16 protein-coding genes and 1 tRNA gene are annotated in these 14,683 nt (G+C 66.1%); 6 read left to right on the top strand and 11 right to left on the bottom strand.

The features are described from left to right. Nucleotides 1-106: 106 nt before the first annotated feature. The 8 genes from Q8R75_RS15195 to Q8R75_RS15160 all read right to left on the bottom strand — a co-directional run bounded on the left by Q8R75_RS15195 (nucleotide 107) and on the right by Q8R75_RS15160 (nucleotide 6,647). Nucleotides 107-1,288: a multidrug effflux MFS transporter gene (locus tag Q8R75_RS15195; RefSeq protein ID WP_305614269.1), complete on the bottom strand. Its 1,182-nt coding sequence runs from the start codon at nucleotides 1,286-1,288 to the stop codon at nucleotides 107-109. Further along, nucleotides 1,285-1,722, bottom strand: a complete 438-nt coding sequence (locus Q8R75_RS15190; protein WP_305614270.1) for a hypothetical protein — start codon at nucleotides 1,720-1,722, stop codon at nucleotides 1,285-1,287. The genes Q8R75_RS15195 and Q8R75_RS15190 overlap by 4 nt, the downstream gene beginning before the upstream one ends. Nucleotides 1,723-1,738: 16 nt before the next feature. Continuing rightward, complete coding sequence (gene metF, locus Q8R75_RS15185) at nucleotides 1,739-2,578, bottom strand: methylenetetrahydrofolate reductase [NAD(P)H] (RefSeq protein WP_305614271.1); 840 nt, start codon at nucleotides 2,576-2,578, stop codon at nucleotides 1,739-1,741. Further along, nucleotides 2,571-3,347 (bottom strand): TlyA family RNA methyltransferase, encoded by a 777-nt coding sequence (locus Q8R75_RS15180; RefSeq protein WP_305614272.1) that lies wholly within the window; start codon nucleotides 3,345-3,347, stop codon nucleotides 2,571-2,573. The genes metF and Q8R75_RS15180 overlap by 8 nt, the downstream gene beginning before the upstream one ends. Nucleotides 3,348-3,375: 28 nt before the next feature. Then, nucleotides 3,376-4,443, bottom strand: coding sequence for an NYN domain-containing protein (locus Q8R75_RS15175; RefSeq protein ID WP_305626677.1), 1,068 nt, complete (start codon nucleotides 4,441-4,443; stop codon nucleotides 3,376-3,378). 130 nt (nucleotides 4,444-4,573) lie between these two features. After that, complete coding sequence (locus Q8R75_RS15170) at nucleotides 4,574-5,593, bottom strand: hypothetical protein (RefSeq protein ID WP_305615600.1); 1,020 nt, start codon at nucleotides 5,591-5,593, stop codon at nucleotides 4,574-4,576. A 16-nt stretch (nucleotides 5,594-5,609) separates the two neighbouring features. Further along, the gene (locus Q8R75_RS15165) at nucleotides 5,610-6,329 is read right to left on the bottom strand and encodes a hypothetical protein (RefSeq protein ID WP_305615602.1); all 720 of its coding nucleotides are present in this window, start codon (nucleotides 6,327-6,329) and stop codon (nucleotides 5,610-5,612) included. A gap of 233 nt (nucleotides 6,330-6,562) precedes the next feature. Next, nucleotides 6,563-6,647: transfer RNA gene (locus tag Q8R75_RS15160), tRNA-Leu, on the bottom strand. 86 nt (nucleotides 6,648-6,733) lie between these two features. On the opposite strand from Q8R75_RS15160, the gene Q8R75_RS15155 reads away from it, so the two are divergent. Beyond that, nucleotides 6,734-8,449 carry an ABC transporter transmembrane domain-containing protein gene (locus tag Q8R75_RS15155; RefSeq protein WP_305615725.1) on the top strand — a complete coding sequence of 572 codons (1,716 nt, stop codon included), beginning with the start codon at nucleotides 6,734-6,736 and terminating at the stop codon, nucleotides 8,447-8,449. Between the two features lie 46 nt (nucleotides 8,450-8,495). Here Q8R75_RS15155 and Q8R75_RS15150 read toward each other — a convergent pair whose 3' ends face one another. Then, nucleotides 8,496-8,888: a BON domain-containing protein gene (locus tag Q8R75_RS15150; protein ID WP_305615604.1), complete on the bottom strand. Its 393-nt coding sequence runs from the start codon at nucleotides 8,886-8,888 to the stop codon at nucleotides 8,496-8,498. Nucleotides 8,889-9,149: 261 nt separating this feature from the next. On the opposite strand from Q8R75_RS15150, the gene Q8R75_RS15145 reads away from it, so the two are divergent. Together Q8R75_RS15145 and Q8R75_RS15140 are read left to right on the top strand one after the other, a co-directional pair. Then, nucleotides 9,150-9,446, top strand: coding sequence for a hypothetical protein (locus Q8R75_RS15145; protein WP_305615606.1), 297 nt, complete (start codon nucleotides 9,150-9,152; stop codon nucleotides 9,444-9,446). A 319-nt stretch (nucleotides 9,447-9,765) separates the two neighbouring features. Continuing rightward, the gene (locus Q8R75_RS15140) at nucleotides 9,766-11,703 is read left to right on the top strand and encodes an ATP-binding cassette domain-containing protein (RefSeq protein ID WP_305663789.1); all 1,938 of its coding nucleotides are present in this window, start codon (nucleotides 9,766-9,768) and stop codon (nucleotides 11,701-11,703) included. Between the two features lie 32 nt (nucleotides 11,704-11,735). Here Q8R75_RS15140 and Q8R75_RS15135 read toward each other — a convergent pair whose 3' ends face one another. Then, complete coding sequence (locus Q8R75_RS15135; RefSeq protein ID WP_305626672.1) at nucleotides 11,736-12,491, bottom strand: PEPxxWA-CTERM sorting domain-containing protein; 756 nt, start codon at nucleotides 12,489-12,491, stop codon at nucleotides 11,736-11,738. A 73-nt stretch (nucleotides 12,492-12,564) separates the two neighbouring features. Between Q8R75_RS15135 and Q8R75_RS15130 the strand changes: the two genes are divergently transcribed. Then, nucleotides 12,565-12,807, top strand: coding sequence for a hypothetical protein (locus Q8R75_RS15130; RefSeq protein ID WP_305626671.1), 243 nt, complete (start codon nucleotides 12,565-12,567; stop codon nucleotides 12,805-12,807). A gap of 276 nt (nucleotides 12,808-13,083) precedes the next feature. On the opposite strand, the gene Q8R75_RS15125 is transcribed toward Q8R75_RS15130, so the two are convergent. Beyond that, nucleotides 13,084-13,596 carry an antibiotic biosynthesis monooxygenase gene (locus Q8R75_RS15125; protein ID WP_305615612.1) on the bottom strand — a complete coding sequence of 171 codons (513 nt, stop codon included), beginning with the start codon at nucleotides 13,594-13,596 and terminating at the stop codon, nucleotides 13,084-13,086. 201 nt (nucleotides 13,597-13,797) lie between these two features. Between Q8R75_RS15125 and Q8R75_RS15120 the strand changes: the two genes are divergently transcribed. Together Q8R75_RS15120 and Q8R75_RS15115 are read left to right on the top strand one after the other, a co-directional pair. Then, the gene (locus tag Q8R75_RS15120) at nucleotides 13,798-14,244 is read left to right on the top strand and encodes a DUF2141 domain-containing protein (RefSeq protein ID WP_305615614.1); all 447 of its coding nucleotides are present in this window, start codon (nucleotides 13,798-13,800) and stop codon (nucleotides 14,242-14,244) included. Between the two features lie 87 nt (nucleotides 14,245-14,331). Next, nucleotides 14,332-14,683, top strand: a 352-nt coding sequence (locus Q8R75_RS15115) for a TetR/AcrR family transcriptional regulator (RefSeq protein ID WP_305663788.1), incomplete at its 3' end; no start/stop codon positions are given.

Genomic DNA, 14,683 nt, shown 5'->3' with positions numbered 1-14,683 from the left:
CCGCGACCTGGCTCTGAGCGCCGGGCTTGGCGCAGCAGAGGTTCTATGGGCGGTGGGAGCGGCGATCCCACAAGGGCCGCTCCCAGAGGACGGCGGATACGGACCGTCAGGTCTGCAGCGAGCGGTAGCGCATCCAGGCCAGCCAGCCGACGATGATGAAGCCGGCCATGCCGACCGCCAGATGCAGCGGTTCACCCCACAGCAGCGGGACGATCAGCCCTGCGGCCAGCGCATTGGTCAGCGACTGGGCAAAGCCCTGACAGCTGGACACCATGCCGCGCGACTTCGGAAACAGGTCGAGCGCCAGCAGCGACAGCACGGGCATCGCGATCGCCTGGCCGATGTTGTACAGCGCGATCGGCAGCACTGCCCAGGGCAGACTGGCCGTGGTCGCCAGATTGAGGGCGACATTGGCGAAGGCGGCCGCGATCATGATGCTGTAGGCCAGCTTGAGCTGCACCATCGGCGCCATGTGTCCGGCCAGCCGGCGGGAGATCCACGAGCCGGTCATCATGCCGGCCACGGTCGGGCCGAACAGCCAGGCGAAGCCTTGCGGCGATACGCCGAGGTGGTCCATCAGGAAAGCGGGCGCCGACAGCACGTACAGAAAGAAGCCGGCGAAATTCATCGACACCGCGAGCACCAGCGCAATCAGCGCTGGATGGGCAAACATGTGCGCGTAGTCGCGCCCCAGCTTGACCGGATGCAGGCTGCGCCGATGCGCCGGATCCAGCGTTTCCGGCAGCCAGATGAAACAGGCGACCCACAGCACCGCGGCGTAGGCGGCAAGAAACCAGAACGTGGAGCGCCAGCCGAACAGGCCGAACACCCAACCGCCGATGATGGGCGCGGCCGCTGGCGCCAGCGCGAACAGCAGCTGGATGGTGCTCATCAGCCGCTGCGCCTGCGCACCTTCAAACAGGTCGCGCACGATGGCGCGACCGATCACCATGCCGGCACCGGCGCACATGCCGGCCAGCGCGCGCGCCAGCCAGAGTTGTTCGATACTGGTCGCCATGGCGCAGCCGACCGAGGTGGCGAAGAACATCGCCATCATCCACAGCACCACGCGGCGCCGGCCCAGCGCATCGGCCAGTGCGCCGTGCCACAAGGTCATCAGCGCGAAGAAGCCGAGATAGACGGTGAGCGTCTGCTGCACCTGGACCGGCGTCGCGCCCAGATCGGCGGCGATCGCGGGGAAGGCCGGCAGATAGGTGTCGATCGCGAACGGACCGATGGCAGACAGGCCGGCCAGCAGGAAGGCCAGCCCGCGCGGCGAACCGGTCACTGCGCCGGCACAGACGGGGCGGCCGCAGGAGCGGGCGCCGGGGCAGTGATCGGCGCCTGCTGCATCATCCGGCGCTCCACCTCGGTCGCCTCGACCACGCGCACCGAACTGACGTAATACTGGGTTTCGCCGAAGCAGTTGGTCGGCACGCCGACGTGCTGCTCGTAGTGCAGCGACACGCGCTGGCCCATGCTTTCGTTGAGCTGCTTCGCGACCTGGGCATCGCGCACGCTGAATTCGAACTTTTCGGTCAGTGTGCCGGGCATGGTCACCATGGCCAGTTCGCCTTCCCAGGTCTTGCAGAACCAGCCCTTGTTGGAAAATTTCTGCACGTAGCCGGCGCGCTCGCCGGTCGAGTAGCTCCAGCTGAGCACGATCCAGGTGTAGCCGCCGAACAGCGCGATGATCAGGGCAAGGACGGAAAAGATGCGCATGATGTGATGACGAGCCTCAGAGACCGAGCCGCTGCCAGATGGTCGAGGTGAGCCCGGCCTGGTTCAGCGTGTAGAAGTGGAGGCCGGGAGCACCGCCGGCCAGCAGGCGTTCGCACTGCGTGGTGATCACGTCCAGCCCGTAGGCGCGGACCGAGGCCGCGTCGTCGCCGAAACCTTCGAACTTGCGCCGCATCCAGCGTGGAATTTCCGCGCCGCAGGCTTCGGAGAAGCGCGAAATCTTCGAGAAATTGGCGATCGGCATGATGCCCGGATAGATCGGCGCATTGACACCCATCGCGCGCGCATCGTCGACGAAGGCGAAGTAGGCGTCGGTGTTGTAGAAGTATTGCGTGATGGCCGAATCGGCACCCGCCTTCATCTTGCCAACGAAAGCCTGCAGGTCCTTTTCGGCGCTGCGCGCCTGCGGATGCACTTCCGGGTAGGCCGCCACTTCGATGTGGAACCAGTCGCCGGTTTCGGCGCGCACGAATTCGACCAGTTCGTTGGCGTAGCGCAGATCGCCCGGATCGACTACGCCGGACGGCAGATCGCCGCGCAACGCCACCATGTGGTGGATGCCTTCGGCCTGATAGCGCTGCAGCAGCTGGCGGATGTTGTCGCGCGTCGACCCGATGCAGGACAGGTGCGGCGCCGCATTCAGGCCCTCGGCCTGCATTTCGAGCACGGTTTCAAGCGTGCGGTCGCGCGTGGTGCCGCCCGCGCCGTAGGTAACCGAAAAGAAGGCCGGGTTGAGCTGGCGCAGCTGACGACGCGTGGCACGCAGTTTTTCTGCGCCCTCGTCGGTCGCGGGCGGAAAGAATTCAACGCTGCACACGCGCGGGATCGAGTCATTCATCGTGGTCTGTTCCGGGCGGCTTCATGGCGAACATGAAGAACTCGCGGTTGCCGTCACCGCCGGTGATCGGGCTGTCGAAATAATCCAGTGCATTGAGACCGCTCGCCTCGGCGAACGTGCGCATACGCACCTCCAGGGCCGCATATTGTGCCGCATCGCGTACGATGCCGCCCTTTCCGAGCGCATCCGGCCCGAGTTCGAACTGCGGCTTGACCAATGCAAGCACCTGTCCGGCCGGTTTGAGCAGCGAAGGCCATTGCGGCAGCAGCAGTGTCAACGAAATGAAGCTGGCGTCGCACACCACCAGATCGAAGCCGCCGTCGGGCAGGTGACGACCGAGCGCGGCCGCATCGAGCGTGCGGGCATTCAGGTGTTCGATGCAGGTCATGCGCGCATCGCCGCGCAGCCGCGCATCGAGCTGACCGTGGCCGACATCGACACCGACCACACGCGCCGCACCGGCCTGCAGCAGGCAATCGGTGAAGCCGCCGGTCGATTGCCCGACATCCAGACAGCTCGCATCGGCCACCACCAGCCGGGTGTGTTCCAGTGCGCCGGCCAGCTTCAGGCCGCCACGCGACACGAAACGATCGTCTTCGCTGGCTTCGACGGCCAGTTCGATGTGCGCAGCAATGTCCTGCGACGGCCGGGTCACGATGATGCGACCGGCAGCCGACAGCAGCGCGACACGGCCGGCTGCGATCATCGCCTGCGCGGCGGTGCGCGAGCGCGCAAGTCCGCGCGCCACCAGCGTCTGGTCCGCCCTCATCCGTCGACCCGCGCGGCTGCAGCTGCGCTCACTCGCCGTCCTGCGGCGTCGCCGCGGCCGCCGGCTTGCGCGCCCGGGCGCGTCGCGGCGCGCGGGGCTTCACGGCCTTGGCGTCGCTGGCGGTCGGCGCGTCGGGCGCCGGGTCGGCGGCGACTGGCGCTGGCGCTGGCGCAACGACCACGCTGTCTGCAGCACCTGCATCGGCCGGCGCGTTGCGCGGCTGACGGCTGCGCCGCGGCCGGGCTGCGGCCTTCGGGGTGTCGTCCGCCGCGGGTTCGGGCGCCCGTTCGATCGGCTTTTCGATCAACTGCACCTGGGCCTGGCCGGTGTCGCCCTTGCGCAGGCGGAACAGCTCGGGACGGCTTTCCAGCAGACCGGACAGGCTGGCGTGTCCGTAGTCCTTGTTGCTGAAGCCCGGTTCGTACTGGCGCACGATCTGGCCGACACGCCCGATACCGGCCCAGCCGGTGTCTTCGTCGGTGGCGGAACGGACGCCCTGCGACAGCAGCTCGAGCACCTGCGCGTCGGGCTGGTAGCTGCGCGCCTTGCGCGGTGCCTCGGCGCGTGCCGGCGCTGCGCCGGCCGGGCTCGCCGACACGTTCCGGTCAGCCGGACGTCGCTTCGATGACGATGATGTGGCGGAGGGTGCGGCGCGCATGTCATCGGTGAACACGAATTCTTCGCAGGCGCGCTGGAAGGCAACCGGCGTGGTGCGCCGGCCGACACCCATGACGAAAAGCCCGCTTTCCTGGATGCGGCGCGCCAGCGAGGTGAAGTCGGAGTCGCTGGACACGATGCAGAAACCATCGACGAGGCCGGAGTGCAGCAGATCCATCGCGTCGATGATCATCGCGCTGTCGGTCGCATTCTTGCCTCCGACGATGCGGAACTGCTGGATCGGCCGGATCGAGTGGTCGAGCAGATGTGCCTTCCAGCTGGTCATGTTGGGCGAGGTCCAGTCGCCGTAGATGCGACGCACCGTGACGCGCCCGCGCGACGCGGCGGCCAGCAGCACAGGCTGGATCAGCGACGGCTGGGCGTTGTCGGCGTCAATCACCAGCGCCAGGCGGCGCTGCGAGGTATGGGTATCGTTCATGCGGAGCAGTTGATAAAGCAAACCGGCATGCTACCCCTGTCGGCGTGGCAGCGCGGCGGTTGCGAGGGCTGTTCCTGTGGGAGCTGTTCCTGTGGGAGCGGCGGGGATGCCGCTCCCACAAGAGCCCGGCTCAGTCTTCGATCGTCAGATAGACCAGCGTCTGGTTCAGCAGCTGATAGGCCACTTCGCCGTAGGTCATCGGGCCGAGCAGCGTAGGCACGCGCTTGCCTTCGAGTTCGCTGTACAGATAGTTCAGGACGCAGTTGCAGCTGAAGCCGACCGGACCGGCCTGGCCGCCCTCTCTCTCGCGCAGCGCCTGCTGGAAGGCGCTGACGTAATCGGGCACCGGCGCGGCAAAGCGGTATTCGACATCGTCGAACACCGGGGCGTAGAAATCGACCACGCCCTTGCCCAGATCGACCGCCTTGATGCTCACGTTGATCATTGCACCGCTGTAGTCGGCGACCAGCGGCAGGCGGGTGTCGATGGCGTTCGTGGTGACATAGCGCGCGAAGTTGGCAGGTTCGCCATTGATGCGGCACTCGCCGACCGAAAAACCCTTGGCCGGGAAGCGGATGCTGTCGCCATCACCCGGCGTGAACAGATTGATGATGTCGATGTGCGCGTACTTGTCGGCCGGCAGTGGCACGTGCATCACCAGTGCGCGGTCGGGCTCGAATTCCAGCGTTTCGCCATTGACGGCGAGCGGACTGGCGCGTCCGAGATCATCGAGATGGATGCCGGAAATCCAGCCGATCAACGGCTTGAGGTACATGTCCTCGTAGCCCGGCGCGTTGCGCGCGAACAGTGAGTGCACGGCCGAGAAGGCGGGGATGACGATGATGGAAAAGCCGTTCTCCGGCGCGTCGGCGCACACCCGTTCCAGGCTGATCTGGTCGTAGAAGCGCATCAGCGGCACACCGCCGCTGACCGGCACCTGCGCGACATAGAGCTGGTCGCGCGTGGTGACCCCGCCGTCCTGCCCCATGAAATAAGGAATGGTGCCGCCGATCCAGTGGCCTCGCGGCAACTCGCGCAGCAGCAGTTCGTCGCCGGCTACGCTGTAGTAGCCACCACCGCGGATAAGGGCAGTCGCTTCCGACAGCCCCATCATGCGCCCGCTCAGTTCCGGCTTGGTCTGACTGTTCATGAAGTCGGGACGGGTTTCAGCTGGCACGCAACTGGGACAGCTCGTGCCCGAGCATGCGTGCGTTCTTGACGAAATAACGGTGCAGCTCGCGCAGCTTGAGCATGCGCACTTCTTCGTCGGTGATCACTTCGAGCTGGCTGCGCAGCCGGGTCATCAGCAGCTTCAGGCTGAGCGCACGGATATCGAGATCCACCTGACCTTCGATCAGCTTGAGCCAGACCGGATCCGTCAGGTCGGGGATGTCGTCCGCCAGCGCGGCAGGCGCGACGGAGCCGGCGGGCGTCAGATCGACCAGCGGCGACGCCGGCGTCGCGATGGCAGTCTTGCCCTGATCGAGCGAGTATTTGAACTTCCACAGTTCCTGCAGCGGAATGCCGGTGATCGTGCAGATGCCGTTCAGCGGGACGCCTTCGTTGAACAGCGCAAAGACATGCTTGGAAAGGGCCTGGGAAAACGGCATGTCGAGGGCGCCAGCCCAGGGCAGCGCGCTCAGATCTGCGCCGATCGGCGCCTGCACATGCACATGGCAGCGCCAGCCCGCGAGATCGACATGGCGCCAGACGCGCTCCGGCCCCTCGGCCGGCTGACGCCGCACGCGGGCGAACCAGCCGCGCGGCGGCTCGACGCCGACCCAGGCATCCAGCTTGCGGGCATCCGGATCGAAGCGAAAATCGCGTACCGTCCACGGCTCGTTCAACTGCAACAAGCGGCCCAGAAGTACTTTATCCAACGCCATCGGTTTCTCCTCCTCCGACCGAATTCTGTTCCGGTTACATGACCGGAATCTTTTCTGTATTGAGACGGGCCCGGAATTGCGAGACGGATGGTAGCAAAGCGATGCCATGACACGGTTTGCGCTGCAACATCGCAACCGGTGCCCGGCATGCCTGACCAAGACGTGGATTTTCCGGCCGGGCTGGCCGGAAGGTGAAACAGAAGCGCCGTGAGGCACCTGAGATACTGAATGTGTGGTGCGCGGAAAGAGACTCGAACTCTTACGCCTTGCGGCACTGCCCCCTCAAGACAGCGCGTCTACCAATTTCGCCACCCGCGCACTTCGGATAGGGGCCGGAATATACAACAAAACAGCCACGACAAGGAGTCAGCAGTGTGACGGATGTACAGCGAGCGCGGCAGGTGATGTTCGAAATGGTGAAGCCGCATCGGGGTCGGCTGCTGTTGGCCACCCTCGGTCTGGTACTGGCGGCGAGTGCGGCGCTGGCGCTCGGTCAGGGTCTGCGCAGCGTGATCGACCAGGGTTTTGCAGCCGGTGATGCCGCCTGGCTGGACCGGGCGCTCGGCGGTTCGCTGCTGCTGGTCGTGCTGCTGGCGGGCGCAACCTGGCTGCGCTTCTACAACGTGTCCTGGCTCGGCGAGCGGGTGTCGGCCGACCTGCGCACGCGGGTCTATGCGCATTTGCTGACGCTGCCGCCGTCGTTCTTCGAGGCCGGGCGCACCGGCGAAGTCATTTCGCGGCTGACCAACGACACGGCGCAGATCGAGAATGTGGTTGGTTCCACGCTGTCGATCGCACTGCGCAACATCCTGCTGCTGACCGGCGGACTCGTGATGCTGGCGCTGACCAGCGGCCGCCTGACCTTGCTGGTGCTGGCCGGCGTGCCGCTGGTGGTCGCACCCATCGTGCTGTTCGGCCGCAAGGTGCGGGCGCTGTCGCGCGAGCGTCAGGCGCGGGTGGCCGACCTCGGCACCCATGTCGATGAAAGCGTGCACGCCATCCGCATCGTGCAGGCCTGCGGCCACGAAGACGCCGACCAAGCGCACTTCACGTCGCTGGTCGAGCGCAGTTTCGACACTGGCGTGAAGCGCTACCGCCATTCGGCACTGATGGTGGTGATGGTCATCCTGCTGGTATTCGGTTCGGTCGCGGTCATCCTGTGGGTCGGCGGACACGATGTGCTGGAGGGCCGGCTGAGCGCGGGCGAACTGTCGGCCTTCGTGTTCTACGCCGCCATGGTGGCCAGTTCGGTCGGTGCGCTTTCGGAAGTGTGGGGCGAACTGCAACGCGCCGCGGGCGCCACCGAGCGGCTGATCGAACTGCTCGACACGCAGCCCGACATCACGGCGCCGAAGTCGCCGCGCGCGCTGCCGCAGCCGGCGCGCGGCGACATCGCGTTCCGCGACGTGCGCTTCAGCTACCCGAGCCGTCCCGACACACCGGCGCTCGACGGCTTCAGCCTCGACGTGCGCGCCGGCGAAACCGTCGCGCTGGTCGGGCCGTCGGGCGCCGGCAAGTCGACACTATTCCAGCTGCTGTTGCGCTTCTACGATCCGCGGTCGGGCACGGTGAGCATAGACGGCGTGCCGCTGGCAGACGCAGATCCGGCCGACGTGCGCGCGCGCATCGCGCTGGTGCCGCAGGAGGCGGTCATCTTTGCCGCCAGTGTGGCCGACAACGTGCGCTATGCGCGGCCCGACGCCAGCGACGCCGAGGTGCGCGTTGCCTGCGAAGCGGCCTTCGCCGACGCCTTCATCCGCGCCATGCCGGGCGGCTATGACAGCCCGCTCGGCGAGCGCGGTGTGCGCCTGTCCGGCGGCCAGCGTCAGCGCATCGCCATCGCGCGCGCCATTCTCGCAGACCGGCCCATCCTGCTGCTGGATGAAGCCACATCGGCGCTCGACGCCGAAAGCGAGCGCATGGTGCAGGCCGCGCTGGCGCCGCTGATGGCCAGCCGCACCACGCTGGTCGTCGCGCACCGCCTCGCCACCGTGCAGCGCGCCGACCGCATCGTTGTGCTCGAGCATGGCCACGCGGTCGAAATCGGTACGCACGCCGAGCTGCTGGCGCGGGACGGCCTCTACGCGAAGCTGGCGCGGCTGCAGTTCATCGACGCCTAGACGAACGCTGCGACACGCCGAAGTCCGGCGCGTCGCAGCACGAGCATCACTGCTGGCGCAGCGTCAGTTCATCGTGCAGCGCATGCACGCCTTCGACACCGCGTGCCACTTCCAGCACCCGCTCGCGCTGTACCTGGGTGTCGACGACGCCGAGCAGACGCACATCGCCCTTGAGCGAAATGACTTCGATCGGGAAAGCCTTGATGGTCGGATCGGCCAGCAGGGCAGTCGTGACGCGGGTTGTCACGCCAGCATCGTCGAGGTTCGCTTCCGACCCCGGCATCGACTGGGTCGTCGCGCTCGACGGCATCGCAGCAGGCGCAGTCGAGGGCGACTGCGTGACGGGCAAGGGCTCCTGCTTGTCGCAGCCGGCGAGCAGCAGCACGCCCAGGCAGGCAAGCGCTGCGGCAGTGGGCAGTGATCTTTGGTGGGTGGTCATGAAAGTTTCTCCGCGCAGACGGTCAAGTCGACCGTGTTTGCGATCATCGGCGTCGCGACGTGGCGCGTCCGTACCAGAACGAACACAGCGGTTGATCTGCCGGGCATGGCCCGGGACGCGATCGTGCGCTGAGCTCCGTCCGCCAGCGCACAGACCGTTGGCGTTGCCCGCGAGCAACGTCGCCTCCCGGGCGTCGGCAGCGCAGAGGGTCCATCCGGCGCAGGGCGTCCGAATCCACGATGACGATTCCAGGAGACATCAATGACCACGCTCGAGATCACGCCCAACGAACAGACCGATACGCCAGTGTGGAAGACCGAGACTTACCACGATCACGATATGCACGTGTGCACCGAACGCCTCATCAACCGCAACCCGTCATTGTCCGGCCACGGCAATGAATGGACCTTCACGGTCACCGTCAGCTTGCGGGGTGCGAATGCGCAGAACGAAGAACTGGTCAGCGCGAAAGCGGACCTGGGTCTGTTCTACGCGTCACAGGCGATTGCCGAAGGCATGGGCTTTCTGCGGGGACGTGAACTGATCGAGGCGCGCTGACGCCGTCTGTAGTCGGTTCGCCCCTGGCAACATCTGAAGCGGCGGGCTGAGGGCGGTCGGGAACAGGGCGGTTTCCGTTACTGTGCCGCTCACGCCAGCGGCAGCACGCATTCGACCTCCGGGCATGCAGGCGTGTGAAAGATCCCGCTTGGGTCGCACGGTGTTCCGATTGACGACAACCGGCGCGGGCGAAGATACTTCGCCCCGTGCGACCATTCAGTCCAGGTTTCCGGTCGCCTGCCCCATCTTTTCCGCCCCGCCACCCCTTCCCTGGTCTTGCCGCCTGTCGTTGCGGGACGTCCGCTGGAGCTTCACCCGCATGATCACACTCAGGAACGTCACCCTGCGCCGCAGCGCCAAGGTGCTGCTCGACGGCGCCACCGCCACCATCAATCCGGGCGAGAAGGTCGGTCTGGTCGGTCGCAACGGCGCCGGCAAGTCGACGCTGTTCGCGTTGCTCAACGGCACGCTGCATGAAGATTCGGGCGAATTCAACGTACCGGTGCAGTGGCGCATGGCGCAGGTCGCGCAGGACATGCCCGAAACCGACCAGCCGGCGACCGACTTCGTCATCGAGGGCGACACCGCGCTGCTCGCGGCGCAGCAGGAAGTGCATGCCGCCGAGGCGGGCGACGACGGCGAGCGCATGGCCTATGCCTACATGGCGCTGCACGACGCCGGCGCACACGACGCGCAGGCGCGGGCGCAGTCGCTCATTCTCGGGTTGGGTTTCAAGACCACCGAACTGAACAATCCGGTCAACAGCTTTTCCGGCGGCTGGCGCATGCGCCTGCAGCTGGCCCGAGCCTTGATGTGTCCATCCGATCTGCTGCTGCTCGACGAGCCGACCAACCACCTGGATCTGGACGCGCTGGTCTGGCTTGAAAGCTGGCTCGCGCGCTACGAAGGCACGCTGGTCGTCATCAGCCACGACCGCGAATTCCTCGACGCCATCACCAACGTGACGCTGCACATCGACGCGGCAAAGCTCACCCGCTACGGCGGCAACTACAGCACCTTCGAGGACATGCGGGCGCAGCAGATGGAACTGCAGCAGAACGCCTACGCCAAGCAGCAGGACAAGATCGCCCACCTGCAGAAATTCATCGCCCGCTTCAAGGCCAAGGCGAGCAAGGCCAAGCAGGCACAGAGCCGCGTCAAGGCGCTCGACCGGATGGAGCGGCTGGCCCCTATGCTGGCCAGTGCCGACTTCACCTTCGAATTCAAGGAACCGGCCAACCTGCCCAACCCGATGCTGGTGATGGAAAACGCCAGCTTCGGCTACCCGCCGCCGGAGGACGCGCCGGCCGATGCGCCGCCGACCACCCTCGTGCGCCATGTGAACCGCACAGTGATGGCCGGCCAGCGCATCGGCATCCTCGGCGCCAATGGCCAGGGCAAATCGACGGTGGTGAAGACCATCGCGCGCGCGCTCAAGGCGACCACCGGCACCGTGAGCGAAGGCAAGGGTCTGTCGGTCGGCTACTTCGCGCAGCAGGAACTGGACGTGCTGCGGCCACAGGACAATCCGCTCGAACACATGACGCGCATGGCGCGCGAAGGCCTGCCCGCCGGACAGAGCGGTCGCGAACAGGACCTGCGCAATTTCCTCGGCACCTTCAATTTCAGCGGCGACATGGTGAAGCAGGCGGTCGGCACGATGAGCGGCGGCGAGAAGGCGCGTCTCGTTCTTTGCATGCTGGTGTGGCAGCGCCCCAACCTGCTGCTGATGGACGAGCCGACCAACCACCTCGACCTGGCCACCCGCGAAGCACTGGCGATGGCACTGAACGAATTCGAAGGTACGGTCATGCTGGTCAGCCACGACCGTTCGCTGCTGCGTTCGGTCTGTGACGAATTCTGGCTGGTGTCGCGCGGCGGCATCGAACCGTTCGAGGGCGACCTCGACGACTACCAGCGCTACCTGCTGAACGAAGCCAAACGCGCGCGCGAAGACCTGAAAGAATCACTCAAAACCCCGGCGGCGGCCGCAGCGCCACCCGCCGCCGCCCCTGCGACAGCGGTGAAGAAAGCGCCGGTGAACCTCAAGGCGCTGAAGCTCGAACTGGGCAAGCTGGAACAGTCCATCCTTGACCTGCAGAAGCAGAAGCACGGCATCGAAGCGCGTCTCACGACGGCGCTGCCGCCACAGGAAATCGGCGAACTGGGTGTGACGCTGCAGAAAATCGACGCCGAACTCGACACCCACGAAGAACGCTGGCTGGTGGTGTCGGAACAGATTGAATCGGCGTCCTGACGCGTCGGGCGGACGCCGCCTGACGCGCTGCATTACACGACCGTGACGCGACGGCGGGCGATCGCGCCGATCAGACCGAGCCCGGCGAGCAGCATCGCCCAGGTTTCGGGCTCCGGCACCGGCGCCAGCACGAAGCCGCGGCGGGCGTCGGTCAGCGTGTTGTACGCACTGCCGACAATCCAGCCCTGATCGTTGATGTCATTCGCCGATTCAAGCACCCAGCCAGCGGTCAGCGTTTCGCTGTCGAGAAGACTGGTGAGATCGATGATCGAAGGGCCGTCCCACAGGAACGCCCTCTGCTCGAAGGTCGACGCCGGATCGAAGATGCTTGCCTTCAGGCCGGTCCCCACGATCTGACCGGCATTGTTGATGCCGAAGGCTGCGGCAAACTCGCCTGCCAGCGTGCCCAGGTCCGTCGCGACCGTACCATCCCAGCGCACCGGGCGGATATAGCCTTCGCTGCTGAACATCTCTCCCACGACCACGCCGGCGTCGTTGATGTCGTAGGCCTGGCTGTTCGGGCCGCCCAGCGTGCTGAGCACGTAGTTGTCCCAGCGGGCGGCCTGGTACGCGACGACCGTCGGTCCGTTCGAACCCGCTTCGGTGACGGCGTAGATGCCTGCAATCTGGCCTGCGTTGTTGATGGCACGGGCTTCGCCGCCGATGCCGGGCAGTACGATGACGGCGCCATTTCGCCACAGCGTGGCGTTCGACAGGCCACCCCCGAACGTTGAATCACCGACGATGTCACCCGCATCATTGATCGCACGGGCGGTGCTTGAGCTCATTTGCGGCAGCGCAAGACTTGTTACGTTTGCCCCATTCCACAGCGTGGCTCGGCTGATTGACCCGGATTCGGTGATGGCCCCGACGATCTGCCCCGCCATGTTGATTCCTTGCGCATTGCCCGTGCTTGCTGGCGGCGAGGCGAGCGTCGAGGTAACGCCGCCCAGCCATATGCGCGGATGCACTCCCGACCCACCCGCGCCGCCGGAACCGACGACCTGCCCGGCCGCGTTGATCGTGGTTGCCGTCGTGTATCCGTCGCCCGGCAATTCAATCAAGGAGAACGTGTATCCGGCCGCCTGCGCGGCCACTGCATGACCGGCAAGTGCCAGCGCGACCAGCAATCTGTGAGGGGTGTTGCGCATTGTTGTTGTCTTTCTCTCCGCGAGGAGGGCAGTGATGAGCGACCTGTAGACGCGAGACGTGTCGTTCCCGCCGCTTGGTGCGTCAGGACCCGGTCGTGGCGAATGGATTATGCAGATGCACCTCTCATCCGATCATCGTGAATCGATAACTTTTGATTCGCCGATTTGACTTTCGAATGACATTGACCAGCCGATCTATAACTTTCGATATAGTCGCGAAGTTGGTCATTCATCTGCCATACATTCGCTCGTTGCCCGGCCGCGCCAGCAACTCCAGCGCCGCCGCCCAATCGCGCGGCACGTCCTTGCGGGCCATGTTCAGCCGCTTCAGCCGGACGGTCACAATCGCCGACTCGCTTTTCGCGATGGCCTCCTGATGCACGGCGGAGCGGACGAAGCGGGCGCGCGGGGCGTCGCCGGCCCACACGCTCATCGTCCACGCCTCGTTGCCGAACAGTTCGCGTCGCGCCGAATAGCCGATCAGGCCGGGCTGTGTCGCCATGCTGTCGATGACGCGGCGCGTCTGGCGGTCGAATTCATCGCGCCGGGCGCCATCGACGACGATGTGCGTCAGCACCAGCACGACGGCGTCGTCCGCCTCGCCGGCGACGGCCGTGTCGATGCGCGGAAACGGTGTCGACAGCGCGCACGCGCCCGCCAGTGCGGACAGGCTGGCCGCCATCAGCAGGGTGCGCAGCAACAGCATGAAAGGGCGGCTTCCCGGCGGCAGGGCAGGTGACATGGCGAAACCTCGCAGCAGAGTCAGGGTCGGGGTGACGGGATCGACGCCTTGAGGTTGACGCCGTCTACTTCAACCTTCATTATCGGCACCGTGCGTTGACAGTGTCAACCGCTGATCATCGGCAGCCATCGGATGCACCCGGCGAAGCCGCGCGCCCGATCCGCTGCCATGCCGTCACGACTCCGCTGCCGGAGGTACCCGATGTCTGTCCAGAGCATTCCATTCGCCCGCCTTGCATGGCTGCTGGCCCTGTCCGCGTTGCCGCTGAACGGAGCGGCCGCCGAAATCGTGGTGCGCGTGAGCGGCGTGACCGCTGCGAACGGCGAGATCGGCTGCGCGCTGTTCGAACGGGACATCGGTTTTCCGATGGACAACACGTCGGCACGCGTGCGCTGGCAAGCCGCAGCTGCTGAAGGCGTCACCTGCCGCTTCGCCGACGTTGTGCCCGGGCGCTACGCGGTGTCGGTTGTGCACGACCTGAACGGCAATCGGCGTGTCGACACCAATCTCATCGGCCTGCCGACCGAAGCGTGGGGGGTATCGAATGGTGTGCGTCCGACGCTGCGCGCACCCCGCTTCGACGAGGCAGCCTTCGTCGTGAAGGACAACGACGGCGAGACGGTGCTCGATGTCGCCGTGACACGATAGTCCAGCGCTCCACGCGGCTCGCCGGGGCATGCGCGGGTGGCCCGTCGTGTTAACGTTGTCGCCGGATCATTTTGCCTCCCGGACCGGATGCCCCAGACGAAGGACGCCGCACACGCGCCGATCGCCCTGCGCGATGCCTGCATCGTCGCGGCGCGCGAAGCCATTGCCGAGCACGGCATCGAACAGCTGAGCCTGCGCGACGTCGCGCGCCGGCTTGGTGTGTCGCATCAGGCCCCGTACAAGCACTACCCGAGCCGCGACCACCTGCTGGCCGAAGTCATGCGGCGCTGTTTCGAAAGCTTCGCCGCCCACCTCGACGCGCGGGGGCAGTTCGACGATCCCAGGGACGACCTCGGCGCGCTCGGCAGGCGCTACCTCGATTACGCGCACCGCCACCCGCTGGAATACCGGTTGATGTTCAGCACGCCGTGGCCGGCAT

The organism is Methyloversatilis sp., from assembly GCF_030696805.1.
Classification (GTDB): Bacteria; Pseudomonadota; Gammaproteobacteria; order Burkholderiales; family Rhodocyclaceae; genus Methyloversatilis.
Note: the sequence above shows the minus strand (reverse complement) of the source record. Positions and strands in the feature narration are given on the sequence as shown.

What these genes read in the sequence shown, in the direction of transcription:
- Q8R75_RS15150 (WP_305615604.1), bottom strand. Translation starts at nt 8,888, where the DNA reads ATGACCACCCACCAAAGATCACTGCCCACTGCCGCAGCGCTTGCCTGC.
- Q8R75_RS15135 (WP_305626672.1), bottom strand. Translation starts at nt 12,491, where the DNA reads ATGAGCTCAAGCACCGCCCGTGCGATCAATGATGCGGGTGACATCGTC.
- Q8R75_RS15165 (WP_305615602.1), bottom strand. Translation starts at nt 6,329, where the DNA reads ATGGCGTTGGATAAAGTACTTCTGGGCCGCTTGTTGCAGTTGAACGAG.
- Q8R75_RS15140 (WP_305663789.1), top strand. Translation starts at nt 9,766, where the DNA reads ATGATCACACTCAGGAACGTCACCCTGCGCCGCAGCGCCAAGGTGCTG.
- Q8R75_RS15175 (WP_305626677.1), bottom strand. Translation starts at nt 4,443, where the DNA reads ATGAACGATACCCATACCTCGCAGCGCCGCCTGGCGCTGGTGATTGAC.
- Q8R75_RS15145 (WP_305615606.1), top strand. Translation starts at nt 9,150, where the DNA reads ATGACCACGCTCGAGATCACGCCCAACGAACAGACCGATACGCCAGTG.
- metF (WP_305614271.1), bottom strand. Translation starts at nt 2,578, where the DNA reads ATGAATGACTCGATCCCGCGCGTGTGCAGCGTTGAATTCTTTCCGCCC.
- Q8R75_RS15130 (WP_305626671.1), top strand. Translation starts at nt 12,565, where the DNA reads ATGGCCCCGACGATCTGCCCCGCCATGTTGATTCCTTGCGCATTGCCC.
- Q8R75_RS15125 (WP_305615612.1), bottom strand. Translation starts at nt 13,596, where the DNA reads ATGTCACCTGCCCTGCCGCCGGGAAGCCGCCCTTTCATGCTGTTGCTG.
- Q8R75_RS15170 (WP_305615600.1), bottom strand. Translation starts at nt 5,593, where the DNA reads ATGAACAGTCAGACCAAGCCGGAACTGAGCGGGCGCATGATGGGGCTG.
- Q8R75_RS15155 (WP_305615725.1), top strand. Translation starts at nt 6,734, where the DNA reads ATGTTCGAAATGGTGAAGCCGCATCGGGGTCGGCTGCTGTTGGCCACC.
- Q8R75_RS15120 (WP_305615614.1), top strand. Translation starts at nt 13,798, where the DNA reads ATGTCTGTCCAGAGCATTCCATTCGCCCGCCTTGCATGGCTGCTGGCC.
- Q8R75_RS15190 (WP_305614270.1), bottom strand. Translation starts at nt 1,722, where the DNA reads ATGCGCATCTTTTCCGTCCTTGCCCTGATCATCGCGCTGTTCGGCGGC.
- Q8R75_RS15180 (WP_305614272.1), bottom strand. Translation starts at nt 3,347, where the DNA reads ATGAGGGCGGACCAGACGCTGGTGGCGCGCGGACTTGCGCGCTCGCGC.